The following is a 15373-nucleotide window of genomic DNA, read 5'->3' as shown; positions in this document are numbered from 1 at the left end:
TCGACAATGAAGCTTCGTCCTCTGCATGACCGCGTCGTCGTCCGTCGCAGCGAAGAAGAAAAGAAAACCGCTGGCGGTATCGTCCTGCCAGGTTCGGCTGCTGAAAAGCCAAACCAGGGCGAAGTCCTCGCTGTAGGCCCAGGCAAAGTCCTGGACAACGGTGAAGTGCGTGCGCTGTCCGTGAAAGTGGGTGACAAGGTTGTGTTCGGCCCTTACTCCGGCAGCAACACTGTGAAAGTTGACGGCGAAGACCTGCTGGTCATCGGCGAAAGCGAAATCCTCGCTGTCGTCGAAGGCTGATTCCCCGCTCATTTTCCCGCTACTACAAAGTATTTAAGGAATATCGATCATGGCTGCTAAAGAAGTTAAATTCGGCGATTCCGCCCGTAAGAAAATGCTCGCCGGTGTCAACGTCCTGGCTGACGCAGTAAAAGCGACCCTGGGCCCTAAAGGGCGTAACGTGATCATCGAGAAGAGCTTCGGCGCTCCGACCATCACCAAGGACGGCGTGTCCGTTGCCAAAGAAATCGAGCTGAAAGATCGCTTCGAAAACATGGGCGCGCAGCTGGTCAAAGACGTTGCCTCCCGTGCCAACGATGACGCAGGCGACGGCACCACCACCGCTACCGTTCTGGCTCAATCGATCGTCAACGAAGGCCTGAAAGCCGTCGCTGCCGGCATGAACCCGATGGACCTGAAGCGCGGTATCGACAAAGCGACCATCGCAATCGTCAAAGAGCTCAAAGCCCTGTCCAAGCCTTGCGCTGACACCAAGGCAATCGCTCAGGTCGGCACCATCTCGGCCAACTCCGACAACTCCATCGGCGACATCATTGCCGAAGCCATGGAAAAAGTCGGTAAAGAAGGCGTGATCACCGTTGAAGAAGGCTCGGGCCTGGAAAACGAACTGTCGGTTGTTGAAGGCATGCAGTTCGACCGTGGCTACCTGTCCCCTTACTTCGTCAACAAGCCAGAGACCATGACTGCCGAGCTGGACGGTCCGCTGATCCTGCTGGTCGACAAGAAAATCTCGAACATCCGTGAACTGCTGCCAGTACTGGAAGCCGTTGCCAAAGCAGGTCGTCCACTGTTGATCGTGAGCGAAGACGTTGAAGGCGAAGCCCTGGCGACTCTGGTTGTGAACAACATGCGCGGTATCGTCAAAGTGGTTGCCGTCAAGGCTCCAGGCTTTGGTGACCGTCGCAAGGCCATGCTGCAGGACATCGCTGTCCTGACCGGCGGTACCGTTATCTCCGAAGAGATCGGTCTGAGCCTGGAAAGCGCTACCCTGGAACACCTGGGTAACGCCAAGCGCGTAGCCGTCACCAAGGAAAACACCACCGTCATCGACGGCGCCGGCGTTGAAGCTGATATCCAGGCTCGCGTTCTGCAAATCCGTCAGCAAGTGGCCGACACTTCCTCCGACTACGACCGTGAAAAACTGCAAGAGCGTCTGGCCAAGCTGTCCGGCGGCGTTGCAGTGATCAAGGTTGGCGCTGGTTCCGAAGTTGAAATGAAAGAGAAGAAAGCCCGCGTTGAAGACGCCCTGCACGCTACTCGTGCAGCCGTTGAAGAAGGCGTGGTACCTGGCGGTGGCGTAGCGCTGATTCGCGCTCTGCAAGCCATCAGCGAACTGAAAGGCGACAACGCTGATCAGAACGTCGGTATTGCTGTACTGCGTCGCGCTATCGAATCGCCACTGCGTCAGATCGTTGCTAACTCCGGCGACGAGCCAAGCGTAGTTGTCGACAAGGTCAAGCAAGGTTCGGGTAACTTCGGTTACAACGCTGCTACCGGCGAATACGGCGACATGATCGAAATGGGCATCCTCGACCCTACCAAAGTGACTCGTTCTGCTCTGCAGGCTGCGGCGTCCATTGGTGGCTTGATGCTGACCACCGAAGCCATGATCGCTGATGCTCCGGACGACAAACCAGCTGGCGGCGGCATGCCAGACATGGGCGGTATGGGCGGCATGGGCGGCATGATGTAAGCCAGCCATACCCCGTACATAAAAACCCCGCCGGCGATGAGCCAGCGGGGTTTTTTATTGCCCGTCGCAAAGATGTGTTGTTTGTGAGGGCCTCTTCGCGGGCAAGCCTCGCTCCTACTGGCTAATGGTGCGCCACGCTCTTGTAGGAGCGAGGCTTGCCCGCGAAGGCGTCAGTTCAAACGCTGATTGGTTCTACCTTGCTGACCCGACCAGCCTTGGATGCCGGTCGGTACAGGATGTAGTAATACGACCCCAGACAAATCAACCAGCAAAAAATCGCCGTCCACACGTTGTGCGAAAAGAAGTGCGCCCCCTGCATCATCCGGCTCACCGAAAACACCGTGCCCAGTGCAAACGCAAACACAAACGCCTGGCGCGCCAGACGCGGACGCCGGTCACGCAGTACAAAGAACAGCGCAAACAGCGTAAACCCGGTAGCCGCATGACCGCCCGGCCAGCAACGGCCAGGCTTGTCGGTGGGCGGGCGCGGGCTAAGCAATTCGCTGTAGGTTTCGTGACCGCCGAATTGCTCGAGACTCCAAGGGCATTGCACCGCCGTCACCGCTTTGACCGGCGTCACGAACGAGGTCGCCAGCGCCAGAGACAACACCAGGCAGCCCAATTCACGTTTGAACGGTTTGAGCCTGTCCACGAAAAAGGCGCCAATGAAGCCGAAGATGGCAAACACCGAAAACGCGATGACCACTTGCTTGGCGCGGTCATGCAGAATGTTCTCAAGGAAGTAACTGTGACGCCCGATGAAGTCCCCGGCGACCGGGTCGTAGAACAGCTTGGCCAGGTCCATGTCCAGCGACGTCAGTTCCAGCAGCAGCAAAATGATCGCCGCAGTGGCAGGTACGCCCAGGCACAACCAGAAGTTGAGCGGTCTGGAAGCGGGGCGGGCAGCGGTCGAAGCCATGGCAATTCCTTGGTCGGTGAAGGGTTCTGGAGAGCGCATCCGCGCGGAGTCTGAGCCCGGTGCTGTCGCCAACGTGTGAATCGATAGTGAAAAACTTGTTAAGCCGTCATCGGCTTTTTCTTTCCGATTTACAACTGCACGCAGTCCTAGCCCTGAGCCACACTTGGCCTTAAGCTGCGCGGGCCACGACGGCCGTTACTGTGTACGGAGGAGGTGCCCATGCGAATTCTATTGGTTGAAGACAACCGCGATATCCTGGCCAATCTGGCCGATTACCTGGGGCTCAAGGGCTACACCGTGGATTGCGCGCAGGACGGTTTGTCGGGCCTGCACCTGGCGGCTACCGAGCATTACGACTTGATCGTGCTCGACATCATGTTGCCCGGCATCGACGGCTACACCCTGTGCAAACGCCTGCGTGAAGACGCCCGCCGCGACACGCCGGTGATCATGCTCACCGCGCGCGATCAGCTGGATGACCGGCTGCAAGGCTTCAAGTCCGGTGCCGATGACTACCTGATCAAGCCGTTCGCCCTGTCCGAACTGGCGGCGCGCATCGAGGCGGTCATGCGTCGTGCCCAAGGCGGCGGTCGTCGAGCCTTGCAGGTGGGCGATTTGAGCTACGACCTCGACACCCTGGAGGTGACGCGCGAAGGTCGTCTGCTGAAACTCAACCCGGTGGGCCTGAAGTTGCTGGCCGTGCTGATGCAGAAAAGCCCGCATGTATTGCGCCGCGAAATTCTCGAAGAAGCCCTGTGGGGCGATGACTGCCCGGACAGCGACAGCTTGCGCAGTCACGTCCATCAACTGCGTCAGGTGATCGACAAGCCATTCGCCAAGCCCTTGCTGCAAACCGTGCACGGTGTGGGTTATCGCTTGGCCGAGGGCCGTGATGGAGTTTAAGCAGAGCCTTGCCCAGCGGATCATCATCGCCTTTGCGCTGATGAGCGCACTGGTGGCAGGCGCCTTCGCCATGGGCATCGTGGCGACCGTGCACCTGGTCGAAGAGAAGTTGATTTCGGCCGGGCTGGGCGGCGATTTGCAACGGCTGTTGCTGATGGACAGCGTCTCGGACTGGAGCCATCGCCCCGAGCCGGACCAGCTGTTCTATTTCAGCGGAGGGCCAGGGGACTTTGAGTTACCCAAGGATCTGCGGCACCTGGATTCCGGTTTCCACGAGGTCTTTCGCGAGCAGCTGTCGTATCACGCGATGGTCGAAATCGTCGATGGCCGGCGTTACGTATTGCTTCAGGACCAAAGCGATTTCGAAGAGCGTGAGCGGGTGCTGTTTGCTGTGGTGCTGGTGGGCTTCGTGCTGAGCCTGGCGCTGGCGGTCTTTCTCGGCTGGGTCCTGGCGCGCAAAGTGATGGCGCCGGTGGTGCGGCTGGCCCGCCAGGTGCGTCATCGCGATCAATTGCTGGGTCTGGCGCCGCCTTTGGCACCGGATTATGCCGCCGACGAAGTGGGCGAGCTGGCCGTTGCCTTCGACGCCACCCTTGGGCGTTTGCGCCAGGCGTTGACCCGTGAACGATTGTTTACCAGTGACGTCAGCCACGAACTGCGCACGCCGTTGATGGTGCTGGCCAGTTCCTGTGAGCTGCTGTTGGAAAACCCCGGTATCGACCAGCGCGGCCGTGCCCAGGTCGAACGAATCGCCCGTGCGTGCGCAGAGATGCGCGAGTTGGTGCAGACGTTTCTGATGTTGGCCCGGACCCAGCGAGAAGACGCCAGCATCGCGCCGCAGCAGTCGCTGAGTCAGGTCGCCGATGGGCTGCTCAACCAATGGCGCGAACCGATTGAAGCCAAGGGGTTGAATCTGATCTTTGAGCCGGGCAGTCCGCCCGGCACCTGCTACAACGCAACCCTCTTGCACGCCGTCATGGGCAACCTGTTGCGTAACGCACTGCATTACACCGAACGCGGGTTCATCCGCTTGACCCTCACGGCCACCGGTTTCACGGTCGAGGACAGCGGCGTGGGCATTCCCGAGGAAAAACGCGAGGCAATGTTCGAACCTTTCGTGCGCGGCAGCGAAAAGCGCGGCGAGGGCCTGGGGCTTGGGCTGTCACTGGTGCAGCGGATCTGTGAGAACCAGGGCTGGAACGTCAGCCTGACTAACATGGAGCCCAATGGCTGTCGTTTTGAAGTGGCGTTGAGTCAAGGATAGCGGTGCTAAGAAATCGAGACATCGAGCCATGACTGCCACTCTGAAAAACCTTGAAATGATTGCGCGTTTACATAACAATTTTTTCACAAAGGCATGACCTGACGCTGACACTACGCTACCTAAGGTAGATGTCATCAGAAGTTCAGGAGACCTTAATGATGGACGGCCCGATCAAACTAGATTTTTCCGAAAAATACGACGACCAGCACGCTCAACGATATTTGCGAAAGCATCAGGATGGCCTCGGTCGTCGACTGTCCCACTGGCGTGACGAGCAGTTGGCGCGAAAGGCGCTGGCGCTGGTCGGTGAGCCTGGGCTGGTCCTTGATTTGCCTTGTGGTGCGGGGCGTTTCTGGCCATTGCTGGCGGAAAAAGCCAATCGCGCGATCATCGGGGCCGACAACTCCGAGTCAATGCTGAAGATTGCCACCCAGGCGCAACCTGTCGACGTGGTGAAACGGGTGCAGCCCTTGCACACTTCTGCATTCGACATCGCCTTACCCGACAACGCTGTCGACAGCATTTTCTGCATGCGTTTGCTGCATCACATCGGTGAAGCCGAGCATCGACTGGCTATTCTGCGCGAATTTGAACGAGTCACGCGTGACAGCGTGATCCTCTCGTTGTGGGTGGACGGCAATTTCAAAGCCTGGAAACGCAAGCGTTCAGAGAAACGGCGTGGACAGGAAGGTTACCAAAACCGATTTGTGTTACCGGCGGCCACGGTAGAGAAGGAGTTTGAACAGGCGGGGTTCCGTATCCAGGAACAACTGGACTTTTTACCGCTCTATGCCATGTGGCGAGTTTACGTATTACGCAAGAGGTAACAGGATGGCAGTGCAATGTGCAGCAGAAACGGACGTCGCTTCTCAGGACCGCTTCGACTACTTCTGGAATCAGCGCGGTGAATGGGTAGAAGAACCCAACGTCCGTCGCGGTGGAGAAAGTGGCGTGGAGCGTGTCATGGGCAGCGATGGACAACTGCTCTACGCCAAGCGGCAGACCGGGCATACCTATCGCAGCTGGCAGCACCCATTCGGCCGCCCGACCGTGTTGCGCGAGCAGGATGCGCTCATTGGCCTGCGCGCACTTGATGTGCGGGTTCCTGAAATCGTTTTCTGCGGCGCACAGCGCGACCCTGTGCACAAATGGCGCGCATTGCTGGTGACCAAGTCGCTGGATGGCTTTGAGGAGCTCGAACATTGGTATGCCGGCGGCGGTCGCGAGCGCCATGGTGAGGTGGTGCATGATCGCGTCTTGAAGGAACTGGCCGACAATCTTGCCCGCATGCACAAGGGCCGTTGGCAGCACAGCTGCATCTATATCAAGCACGTATTCGTGCGGGTTACCGGCGAAGACGACTCGGCCAAGGTCGAGATTGCCTTGATCGACCTGGAGAAGTGCCGACAGCGCTTGACCGCCTATCGCGCGGCTGCTCATGACCTGAAGCAACTGCGTCGCCACTCGTCGTTCAGCACGACGGACTGGCGCAAACTCGTCTATTTTTATGAGACGGCGTTTGGCAGCGCCATCAAAGGTTTATAGCAATGAAACTAGAAATTGCACGAGGTGTTTTTTTGATAGGAGCCTTGGCAGTTGCTTCATTGGCGGTGGCAGCGTGGGAGCAGCCCCGCACGCAAGTCCTCAGTTCAGTGAGCGCTGATGCTCACTGTCCGTTGCCACGGGTTGCCAAGGCATCCGTGGCATCCCAACCCGATCATGATTTATTGCTGTTCATGTTCGGACTTTCTCAGGGAATGAGGCCACAGAGTTGAACAGATTGAAGCCAAAATAAAAGGCCTCGCCAAAATGCGAGGCCTTTTTTTGTGCCCGGATTTCAAGCCTTACACCAGACCAATGTGGGAGTGAGCCTGCTCGCGATAGCGGTGTGTCAGGCCACATCAATGTTGGCTGATCGGCCGCCATCGCGAGCAGGCTCACTCCCACAGGGGTTATGGGTTCGCTTTAGAGTCGGGTTTGGCTAAAAGGGTGTAGATGCATGGCAGCACGAACAATGTAAACAACGTCCCAATCGACATCCCCGTTGCGATCACCATGCCGATATCGAACCGGCTGACCGCCCCTGCGCCCGTGGCGATGATCAACGGCACCATGCCGAACACCATCGCCGCCGTGGTCATCAACACCGGACGCAGGCGGATCGCCGCCGCTTCTTCCACCGCCTCGCGAGGTGTCAGCCCCTTCTCCTTGCGCAACTGGTTGGCGAATTCGACGATCAGGATGCCGTGCTTGCTGATCAGCCCGATCAAGGTTACTAACCCCACTTGGGTATAAATGTTCATGCTCGACCACCCAAGGAACAGCGGAATCAGCGCGCCGCAGATCGACAGCGGCACGGTCACCAGGATCACCAGCGGATCACGGAAGCTTTCGAACTGGGCCGCCAGCACCAGGAAAATGATCGCCAGCGCCAGCGCGAAGGTCACCCATAGCGCGCTGCCTTCCTGCACGTATTGCCGCGACGCGCCAGCGTAATCCATGGCAAAACCGGCCGGCGCTTCTTCCAGCGTGATCTGCCGCACGGTGTCGATGGCTTCACCCATGCTGACCAGTGGCACCCCGGACAGGATCGCCGAGTTGAGTTGCTGGAACTGGTTCAACTGCCGTGGACGCGCCCGGTCTGTGACAGTGATCAGGGTCGACAGGGCCAGCAGTTCGCCTTGGGTGTTCTTGACGTAATAGTTGTTCAACCAGTCCGGGTTGTCCCGGAAAGGTCGTTCGACCTGAGCGATGACTTTGTAGCTGCGGCCCTCAATGGTGAAGCGGTTGATCTCCGCCTGACCCAGCAACGTCGCCAGTGTTCCGCCGAGGTCCTGCATGGACACGCCCATCTGCGCAGCTTTCGCCCGATCGATATCCACGACGACCTCGGGTTTGTCGAAGGCCAGGTCGACGTCGACGAAGGCGAACTTGCCGGACTCCATCGCCCGTTTTTTCACCCGGTCCATCACTTGCAGCAGCGCTTCGTAATCGTTGGCCGTGTTTATCACGAACTGAAACGGTAACCCTTCGCCAGTGCCGGGCAGGGAGGGCAGGTTGAAGCCGAAGACCTGCAAACCCGAAATGCTCTCCAGTTTGCGCTGGACCTCGGGCAGGATTGCCATCTGCGTGCGGTCGCGTTCGTTCCATGGTTTGAGCAGGAAACCACCGATCCCCGACTGCACGCCGTTGAATCCATTGATCTGGAACGAGGAGTAGTACTCGGGAAACTCTTTGAAGATCGTGATGAATTCGTCGGTGTAGGTGTTCAGGTAGTCGAGGTTGGCCGGTTGCGGGGCGTTGGCCAGCATGAAAATGATGCCCTGGTCCTCGTCGGGCGCCAGTTCCGACTTGGTGAACTTGAGCAGCACCGGAATCAGGCACAGCACGATTATTGCAAACACCAGCACCACCGGCCGGGTGTTGAGGGTGCCGTGGAGCATGCTTTGGTATCGGCGCTTGAGGCCTTCGAAAATCATGTCCAGACGATGGGCCAGACCGCTCGGGTTTTCATCGTGACGCAGGAGCAGGGCGCACATCATCGGCGACAGGGTCAGCGCGACCACGCCCGAAATCACCACCGCCCCGGCCAGCGTCAGGGCGAACTCCTTGAACAGCGCCCCCGTAAGCCCGGTCAGGAAACCGATGGGTGCATACACCGCCGCCAGGGTGATGGTCATCGAGACCACCGGCATGGCGATCTCCCGGGCGCCTTCGAGGGCCGCATCCATCGGCGTCTTGCCTTCCTCGATGTGCCGGTGAATGTTTTCCACCACCACAATGGCATCGTCCACCACCAGCCCGATGGCCAACACCATCGCCAGCAGGGTCAGCAGGTTGATCGAGTAACCCATCATCTGCATGAAGAACATCACGCCGATCATCGACAGCGGAATGGTCACCACCGGAATCACCACTGAACGCAGTGCCCCGAGAAACAGAAACACCACCACGATCACGATCAGCACGGCTTCGAAGAGGGTTTTCACCACTTCATCGATCGAGGCCTGGATGAACAGCGTGGCGTCGTAAGCGATTTCGCCTTTGAGGTTGGGCGGCAGCTGGGCTTCCAGTTCCGGCATGATCTTGCGCACTTCCTTGATCACGTCCAGCGGGTTGGCGCCCGGCGTGGCCTTGATGCCGATGTACACCGAGGGGGTGCCACCGAAGGAACTGATCGAGTCATAGTTTTCCGCGCCCATCTCGACCCGCGCCACATCGCTGAGCAGCACGCGACTGTCGCCATCGACCTTGAGCGGAATCGCTGCAAACGCATCGGCGGACTTGAGCTCGGTGTTGGCATTGATGCTGGTGACGACGTACTCGCCTTTCACTTCACCGGCGGCAGAGAGGAAGTTGTACTGGCGCACCGCGTTGGTCACGTCGCTGGCGCTCAGGCCGAAACCGGCCAGCTTCACCGGGTCCAGCCACAGGCGCATGGCGAACACCTGATTGCCAAGAATCTCGGCTTCAGCCATGCCCGGCAAGGTCGCCAGTTTCGGCTGGATGACCCGCGACAGGTAGTCGGTAATCTGCGGGTTGCTCAGCTCCTTGCTGAAGAAACTGATGTACATGAGTGCCGAGGCGTCGGCGGCTTCCTTGCTCAGCACCGGGTCTTCGGCGTCCTGAGGCAGCTGGTTTTTCACCTCGTTGGCCTTGGCCAGCAGTTCGGTGAACAAACGGTCGCTGTTCGCGCCGATGCGCGCGTAGATCGAGATCACCGAGAAGTTCTGGCGACTGACCGAGGTCATGTAGTCGATGCCCTCGGCGCTCGCCAGGCTTTGCTGCATCGGTTGAGTGATGTAGCCCTGAATGGTTTCGGCATTGGCCCCGGGGTACGCGGTGGTCACCGTGATCAGGGCGTTTTCCATTTGCGGGTATTGGCGCAGCGGCAGCTTGCTCCAGGCCTGAAAGCCCAGCAGCACAATCAACAGGCTGACCACGGTGGCGAGCACCGGGCGGCGGATGAACGGGTCGGTAAAAGCCATGTGGATTCCTTGATCAGTCAACGCGAGGCTGACTGCTCTTCTCGGCTAGGGTCTTGTCGTCGCTGATGGCAATGTGTGCGCCGTTGTCCAGTTTGATCTGTCCGGCCGTGACCACTTTTTCGCCGTTCTGCACGCCTTTGGTAATCATCACCAGCCCGTCGCGGCGCTCGCCGGTTTCGATGAAACGCCGTTCGGCGATCAGGATCGGCTGGCCCTTGTCGTCTTTTTCGAGGCTGCCGTCTTCGGCTTTTTTCTGCGCGACGACGTAGAGCGAGTTGCCGTACAGCGTGTAAGTGATCGCGCTTTCCGGCACGACGATGCGCAACTGCGGGTCGGGCAGCATCACTTGCAGGCTGGCGAACATGCCCGGCAGAAGTTTGCCGTCGGGGTTGGCCAGGGTCGCGCGGACCTGCACGTTGCGGGTGCTGTTTTCGACTTTCGGGTTGATTGCGCTGATGGTGCCGGGGAAGGTCTGTGTCGGGTAGGCCGAGACAATGATCTTGACCGACTGGCCGATGCCGATCTTCGGCACCGACTGTTCTGGCACGAAGAAGTCGACGTAGAGGCTGCTGAGGTCTTGCAGGGTGGCGATCATGGTGCCGCTGGCGACGTAGTCGCCGACATCGACCTGACGAATACCGATGGTGCCGCTGAACGGGGCGAGAATGCGCTTTTTCGCCAGCGACGCCTTGAGCTGGTTGACCGTGGCCTGATCCTTTTTCATGATCGCCGTGAGTCGGTCGAACTCACCTTTGGAGATCGCCTGGCTTCCCACCAGTTGGCTGCCGCGGTTGTAATTCACGGTCGACAGCCCGAGGTCCGCCATCGCGGTTTCCAGCAAAGCCTTTTCCACGCCGCTGTCGAGCTGCACGATCGGCTGGCCAGCCTTGACCTGCTGCCCGGACTCGAACTGCACATCCATGACGGTGCCGGCAATCTCCAGGCTCAGGTCTACCCCTTGCAGCGCCTTGAGGGTGCCAACGGACGGCAAGCGGGCTTGCCACGGGCGTTCGGCGGCAGTGGTCGCGGCGACACTGATCGGCGGTTTCGGCGCGGAAAAGCCTTGAATCATCGTGTAGATGGAGAAGGCTTTATAACCGGCCAGGACCAGCACGATCAGCAGAACAACACCCAACATGATCAGCATGCGGCGACGCAGCATATTTCCACTTCCTTGGAGAAAATCAGGTGAGACAGGGGGGCACATTACTCCGAGAGTGGCAGTGAATCCAACTGCCACTTATTACAGGATGACGCAAAACCTGTAGGAGCGAAGCTTGCTCGCGAAAGCGATGTATCAGTCAGCATTTAAGTTGGCTGACATACCGCTTTCGCGAGCAAGCTTCGCTCCTACAGGGAGTGGGGGTATCAGACCAGGTGAAGGTGGTTGTCCCAGAGGCCTGCGGGAAGATCGAGCGGTTTTGCAACCAGATTTGTCTGGCGGCAATCGTAGTACCGGCAGCGGCCCTGACCGGAAGTCACCACAAAACCATCAGCCACTGCGCCAACCCCTGCGCAATCGGGAAGTGGCGCATCCAGGCGCACTTCGCCGCTGTCCATGTCCCAGATGAAAACGCGGTTGCCGCGCGGGGCGGTCAACGCGATCAGGCGCAAGTCACTGTGGACCGCAACGCTGGCGGTGTAATGCCCCATCGCCTGCAACTGATGCTCCGGCACCGGGAAGGCCACGAACGGTTGGCCGGGACGCTTGATTGCCAGCAGCTCCGAAGACTCGTGGGACGGCCCCATGAACTGCTGACCGGCGACGATGGTGCCGTCGCTGGCGATCCCCAGATGACGCACGCTGTTCATCTGCTGGGCGAGGGTTTCCTTGCTCAGCAGGGTGCCGTCGCGTTGCATCAACACCAGGCTCGGCTCCATGGCATTGAGGTTCATCTCGACCCGGCTTTCGGCTTCGGTGCGAATGCCGCCGTTGGCCACCACCAGGGTTTCGCCATCCGGCATCCACGACACCTGATGCGGGCCGATGCCATGGGTGGAAATTTCGCCGCTGTGCACCAGCCGCTCACCTTCGAACTTGTACACACCCAACAGGCCGCGACCCGGATCGGAGGTGTCGTTTTCGGTGGCGTACAGCCAGTCGCCGCTCTTGTGAATCACCGCGTGACCGTAGAAATGCCGGTTCGGCAGCGAGGCCACGGTTTGCAGGAGCGTGCCGTCGCGCAGGTCGATCAGGTAACTCTCGGTGCCTGGGCGGCGGGCGACGAACAGCGCAATCGGCAGCGTCGGGTGGTTGATGATGTCGTGGCAACGCTGGCCGACCTGAGTGGCGAACACCCGGGTGCCGTCCAGCCGATAACCGACGGCGTAATGCTTGCCGTCGCCATCATCCCGCGCCGACAGCAGCAGCGGGCTTTTGTCCTTTTGCTTGAACAGCGTCCAGCCGCCCAGTGTCACTGCTCCCAGCAGCAAACTACCTAAAGTCAGAGCCTGACGTCGCAGCATGGCACTCACCCTCATCAGTCACCGTCGTTGGCATTGAAGCCCAGTTGGATGCCCAGCGCCTTGGCCAGTTCGCCTTCGTGCAGGCGATGGACGACGTTGAGGCTGTCGTAGATATCGTTGAGTTGCTGGCGACCGGCGTCGTCGTTGAGCATCTCGGTCAGCGGACGCTGATTGCTGGCGAACAGTTTCAGAGACGCGGCGTAAGCGGCATCGATCTTGTCGGCCAACGGTTTCTGCTCGCTCGGCAACAGGCCGCGCAGGCCTTTGTTGTCGACGCCTTCCCACACGGTTTTGGCGGCGGCGAGGCTGGCTTCAAGGCCGGTCAGGGACGACTGGCTGCGCCATGCATCGGCCTGGAACGGTTGCGGCACCCCCTTGCTCTGGCGGCCCATCGGTGTGCCAAGTTTTTTCTTCAAGGTGTCGAGGGCGGTGACCTGGACACGCAGCAGATCGGCGATGGCTTCGTGGGAGTCGGCGTAACGCTGGTTGGGGAATTTGCTCATTTGCGCGAGCATGCCGTCGGTGTTGTTCCAGCTTTGCAGAATCTCTTCGGCCAGCAGTTTCTGACGCTCGCCAATCGCCTTCAGCAGTGGGCAGTACTTGGCTTTTTGCGCGTCGTTGGCCACGTCCGGTTTACTGTCGAACAGAATGTATTCATAGGCCGAGAGGCCTTGCACCACGACGCTGGACTTGGCCAGGGCGGCGGCGTCGATCTGCGGCTGCGCGGTAACAAGTTGCTCGACCTGACGGCCGACCAGGTTTTTCTTGTCCGGCCAGAACTGCACCTGCCAGGCGCGATTGCCTTCGGCCAGCGGCCCGATCAGCAGCGGTTGCAACTCGGCCCAGGCTTTCTGCGCATGCAGGAAGTCGGCGCGGGCGGTGTCGAGGTTTTCCTTGCCTTCGCAGTAGGCGAGCGCACTGACGGCCAACTGGCGGTCGGCTTCAACCCAACGGGTGTACGTCGGCAGGATCACCGATTTGGCGATGGCGGCCGAGGTAACGGCTTGCGGGTCCTGTGGCGAGCAAGCGCCGAGGGCGAGTGCGGCAAGGCTGGTGAACAACAATTTGGGACGGAACATGTCGGGCTCCCGCGATGGAATACGGTTTAAAGGGAATTCAAAAACGCCAGCAACGCAGCGCGCTGCTCGGCATTGAAAGACAAAACCTGTTGCTGGGCCGCTTGCGCTTCGCCGCCATGCCAGAGCACGGCTTCAAGCAGATTGCGCGCGCGGCCGTCATGCAAGAACTGGGTGTGGCCACTGACCGCCTGCGTCAGACCGATGCCCCACAACGGCGGGGTGCGCCAGTCGCGGCCACTGGCCTGGAATTCGCTGCGGTTGTCGGCCAGACCGTCGCCCATGTCGTGCAGCAGCAGATCGCTGTAAGGGCGAATCACTTGATTGGCCAGTTCAGGTTCGGCGGCGTTGGCGGCGGTGGTGTATTTCGGTGTGTGACAGGACTGGCAGCCGGCCTGGAAAAACAGGTTCTTGCCGGCCAGCACTTCGGGCGCGTTGACGTCGCGGCGGGCTGGAACAGCCAGGTTGCGGCTGTAGAACAGCACCAGGCGCAGGATGTTATCGCTGACTTCCGGCTCGCCATTCGGGCCGCTGCCGTTGGGGGCCTGTTTGCAGTTTGTTTGCGCGTCGGTGCAGTCGTCGAAGGGGCGCAGGCTGGTGGTCAGGCCCATGTCGCCGGAAAACGCGTGAACGTTCTGTTGATTGAGGTTCGGTTGCCCGGCTTTCCAGCCGAATCGGCCCAGGACGGTCTTCTGTTGTACGTCGTCCCAGACCCGGTTCGGACGTCCGGCGATGCCGTTTTTGTCCTTGGCCTGGGCCTCGGCGTTGGCCAGGATCGCCTCGTCGGGGATGGCTTCGAGCAAGCCCAGGCCAATCATCGGCGGGGCAACGCGGGCCGAGAAACGGGTGTCGGGGTGCATCGGGCCGTAACCCAGTTGGGTGATGTTCAGGCTGGGCTTGCGCAGCTCGATTTCGGTGCCGTCCTTGAAACGGATCGGAACGGGCGTGTAATCGACACGCACTTTGCCTTCCGGGGTTACGCCGGGCACAGCCATGTCCTGGAACTGGCCACCGTAGACTGGCTCGGGGACCACGCCGAGCTGCTCGATGACCTTGGCATACGCCGGCGCATCCGGGATCGACAGGCGCACCAGCATCGATACCGCGTTCACGGCATCGGGCGTCGGCGGATGACCGCGACCGTCCTTGATGTGGCAGCCCTGACAGGCGTTGGTATTGAATAGCGGACCGAGGCCGTCCCGGGCGGTGGTGGTCGAGGGGGCGATCACCCAGGGGTTGCGGAAGAAGCTGTTGCCGACGCTGAAATCCACGCGCCGTGACGGCGACAGGTTCGCGGAGGGCAGGGAGAAAGCGTTCTGATCGGTCTTGCGCACGGTCGCTGCGCCACCGGACCGGGCTTCACCGGGTTCGGCCTTGGTAAAACGCGGGGCGTCATCGCAGGCACTCAGGCCCAGGGCCAGAAACAGTGCGGACAAGCGAAGAAGCAGCGAGGGCATCAGACATCCTGCAAGACGAGCAAAACAAGGGCGCAAAGTCTAACAGGGCAGGGGGGATTGAATAAGAGGAATTATCGTTTGGTTGATGTGGGGCATGTATTCACAGAAGACCGAGGCGCGGCCATCGCGAGCAGGCTCGCAGAATCTGCGCAGGTCTTTGTAGGAGCGAGGCTTGCCCGCGAAGGCGGCATTGCATTCAGCATCTATGTTGGCTGACGCGGCCCCTTCACGGGCAACGCTCCCACAGGATCCGCGCAAGACTTTGTAGGAGCGAGGCTTGCTCTCGAAGGCGGCATTGCATTCTGCA

At 59.9% G+C, this 15373-nt stretch carries 13 protein-coding genes; 7 read left to right on the top strand and 6 right to left on the bottom strand.

Translation table 11 applies throughout. From position 1 onward, the window contains the following. Positions 1–6 precede the first annotated feature (6 nt). Both ACYZTY_RS22045 and groL read left to right on the top strand, forming a co-directional pair. Positions 7–300 carry a co-chaperone GroES gene (locus tag ACYZTY_RS22045; protein ID WP_007948593.1) on the top strand — a complete coding sequence of 98 codons (294 nt, stop codon included), beginning with the start codon at positions 7–9 and terminating at the stop codon, positions 298–300. Between the two features lie 49 nt (positions 301–349). Next, entirely contained in the window at positions 350–1993 is a 1644-nt protein-coding gene (gene groL / locus ACYZTY_RS22040; RefSeq protein WP_129438004.1) for a chaperonin GroEL, read from the top strand. Between the two features lie 175 nt (positions 1994–2168). Here groL and ACYZTY_RS22035 read toward each other — a convergent pair whose 3' ends face one another. Continuing rightward, a complete protein-coding gene (locus ACYZTY_RS22035) occupies positions 2169–2912 on the bottom strand; it encodes a phosphatase PAP2 family protein (protein ID WP_461955465.1) in 744 nt (247 codons plus the stop codon). A gap of 219 nt (positions 2913–3131) precedes the next feature. On the opposite strand from ACYZTY_RS22035, the gene colR reads away from it, so the two are divergent. From colR to ACYZTY_RS22010, 5 genes are all read left to right on the top strand, one after another. Next, on the top strand, positions 3132–3815 hold the full coding sequence (colR, locus tag ACYZTY_RS22030) for a two-component system response regulator ColR (protein WP_054045155.1): 684 nt from the start codon (positions 3132–3134) through the stop codon (positions 3813–3815). Then, positions 3805–5079: a sensor histidine kinase gene (locus ACYZTY_RS22025; protein WP_461955464.1), complete on the top strand. Its 1275-nt coding sequence runs from the start codon at positions 3805–3807 to the stop codon at positions 5077–5079. The genes colR and ACYZTY_RS22025 overlap by 11 nt, the downstream gene beginning before the upstream one ends. Positions 5080–5237: 158 nt before the next feature. Continuing rightward, positions 5238–5906 carry a class I SAM-dependent methyltransferase gene (locus tag ACYZTY_RS22020; protein ID WP_461959375.1) on the top strand — a complete coding sequence of 223 codons (669 nt, stop codon included), beginning with the start codon at positions 5238–5240 and terminating at the stop codon, positions 5904–5906. Positions 5907–5910: 4 nt separating this feature from the next. Further along, on the top strand, positions 5911–6624 hold the full coding sequence (locus ACYZTY_RS22015) for a lipopolysaccharide kinase InaA family protein (protein ID WP_461955463.1): 714 nt from the start codon (positions 5911–5913) through the stop codon (positions 6622–6624). Positions 6625–6626: 2 nt separating this feature from the next. Further along, positions 6627–6854 (top strand): hypothetical protein, encoded by a 228-nt coding sequence (locus ACYZTY_RS22010; protein ID WP_461955462.1) that lies wholly within the window; start codon positions 6627–6629, stop codon positions 6852–6854. 177 nt (positions 6855–7031) lie between these two features. Here the strand turns inward: ACYZTY_RS22010 and ACYZTY_RS22005 are convergent, their stop codons facing one another. From ACYZTY_RS22005 to ACYZTY_RS21985, 5 genes are all read right to left on the bottom strand, one after another. Then, positions 7032–10067, bottom strand: a complete 3036-nt coding sequence (locus tag ACYZTY_RS22005) for a multidrug efflux RND transporter permease subunit (protein ID WP_461955461.1) — start codon at positions 10065–10067, stop codon at positions 7032–7034. Between the two features lie 13 nt (positions 10068–10080). Beyond that, a complete protein-coding gene (locus ACYZTY_RS22000) occupies positions 10081–11229 on the bottom strand; it encodes an efflux RND transporter periplasmic adaptor subunit (protein ID WP_461955460.1) in 1149 nt (382 codons plus the stop codon). Positions 11230–11435: 206 nt separating this feature from the next. Further along, positions 11436–12533 carry a DUF1513 domain-containing protein gene (locus tag ACYZTY_RS21995; protein ID WP_461955459.1) on the bottom strand — a complete coding sequence of 366 codons (1098 nt, stop codon included), beginning with the start codon at positions 12531–12533 and terminating at the stop codon, positions 11436–11438. 14 nt (positions 12534–12547) lie between these two features. After that, the gene (locus tag ACYZTY_RS21990) at positions 12548–13612 is read right to left on the bottom strand and encodes an imelysin family protein (RefSeq protein WP_461955458.1); all 1065 of its coding nucleotides are present in this window, start codon (positions 13610–13612) and stop codon (positions 12548–12550) included. A 26-nt stretch (positions 13613–13638) separates the two neighbouring features. Beyond that, positions 13639–15066: a di-heme oxidoreductase family protein gene (locus ACYZTY_RS21985; protein ID WP_461955457.1), complete on the bottom strand. Its 1428-nt coding sequence runs from the start codon at positions 15064–15066 to the stop codon at positions 13639–13641. Positions 15067–15373: the final 307 nt, after the last annotated feature.

Source organism: Pseudomonas sp. LB1P83, assembly GCF_054897885.1.
Note: the sequence above shows the minus strand (reverse complement) of the source record. Positions and strands in the feature narration are given on the sequence as shown.

Excerpts from the sequence above, each read along its gene's own strand:
- ACYZTY_RS22045 (WP_007948593.1), top strand. The coding sequence starts at position 7 with ATGAAGCTTCGTCCTCTGCATGACCGCGTCGTCGTCCGTCGCAGCGAA.
- groL (WP_129438004.1), top strand. The coding sequence starts at position 350 with ATGGCTGCTAAAGAAGTTAAATTCGGCGATTCCGCCCGTAAGAAAATG.
- ACYZTY_RS22035 (WP_461955465.1), bottom strand. The coding sequence starts at position 2,912 with ATGGCTTCGACCGCTGCCCGCCCCGCTTCCAGACCGCTCAACTTCTGG.
- colR (WP_054045155.1), top strand. The coding sequence starts at position 3,132 with ATGCGAATTCTATTGGTTGAAGACAACCGCGATATCCTGGCCAATCTG.
- ACYZTY_RS22025 (WP_461955464.1), top strand. The coding sequence starts at position 3,805 with ATGGAGTTTAAGCAGAGCCTTGCCCAGCGGATCATCATCGCCTTTGCG.
- ACYZTY_RS22020 (WP_461959375.1), top strand. The coding sequence starts at position 5,238 with ATGGACGGCCCGATCAAACTAGATTTTTCCGAAAAATACGACGACCAG.
- ACYZTY_RS22015 (WP_461955463.1), top strand. The coding sequence starts at position 5,911 with ATGGCAGTGCAATGTGCAGCAGAAACGGACGTCGCTTCTCAGGACCGC.
- ACYZTY_RS22010 (WP_461955462.1), top strand. The coding sequence starts at position 6,627 with ATGAAACTAGAAATTGCACGAGGTGTTTTTTTGATAGGAGCCTTGGCA.
- ACYZTY_RS22005 (WP_461955461.1), bottom strand. The coding sequence starts at position 10,067 with ATGGCTTTTACCGACCCGTTCATCCGCCGCCCGGTGCTCGCCACCGTG.
- ACYZTY_RS22000 (WP_461955460.1), bottom strand. The coding sequence starts at position 11,229 with ATGCTGCGTCGCCGCATGCTGATCATGTTGGGTGTTGTTCTGCTGATC.
- ACYZTY_RS21995 (WP_461955459.1), bottom strand. The coding sequence starts at position 12,533 with ATGCTGCGACGTCAGGCTCTGACTTTAGGTAGTTTGCTGCTGGGAGCA.
- ACYZTY_RS21990 (WP_461955458.1), bottom strand. The coding sequence starts at position 13,612 with ATGTTCCGTCCCAAATTGTTGTTCACCAGCCTTGCCGCACTCGCCCTC.
- ACYZTY_RS21985 (WP_461955457.1), bottom strand. The coding sequence starts at position 15,066 with ATGCCCTCGCTGCTTCTTCGCTTGTCCGCACTGTTTCTGGCCCTGGGC.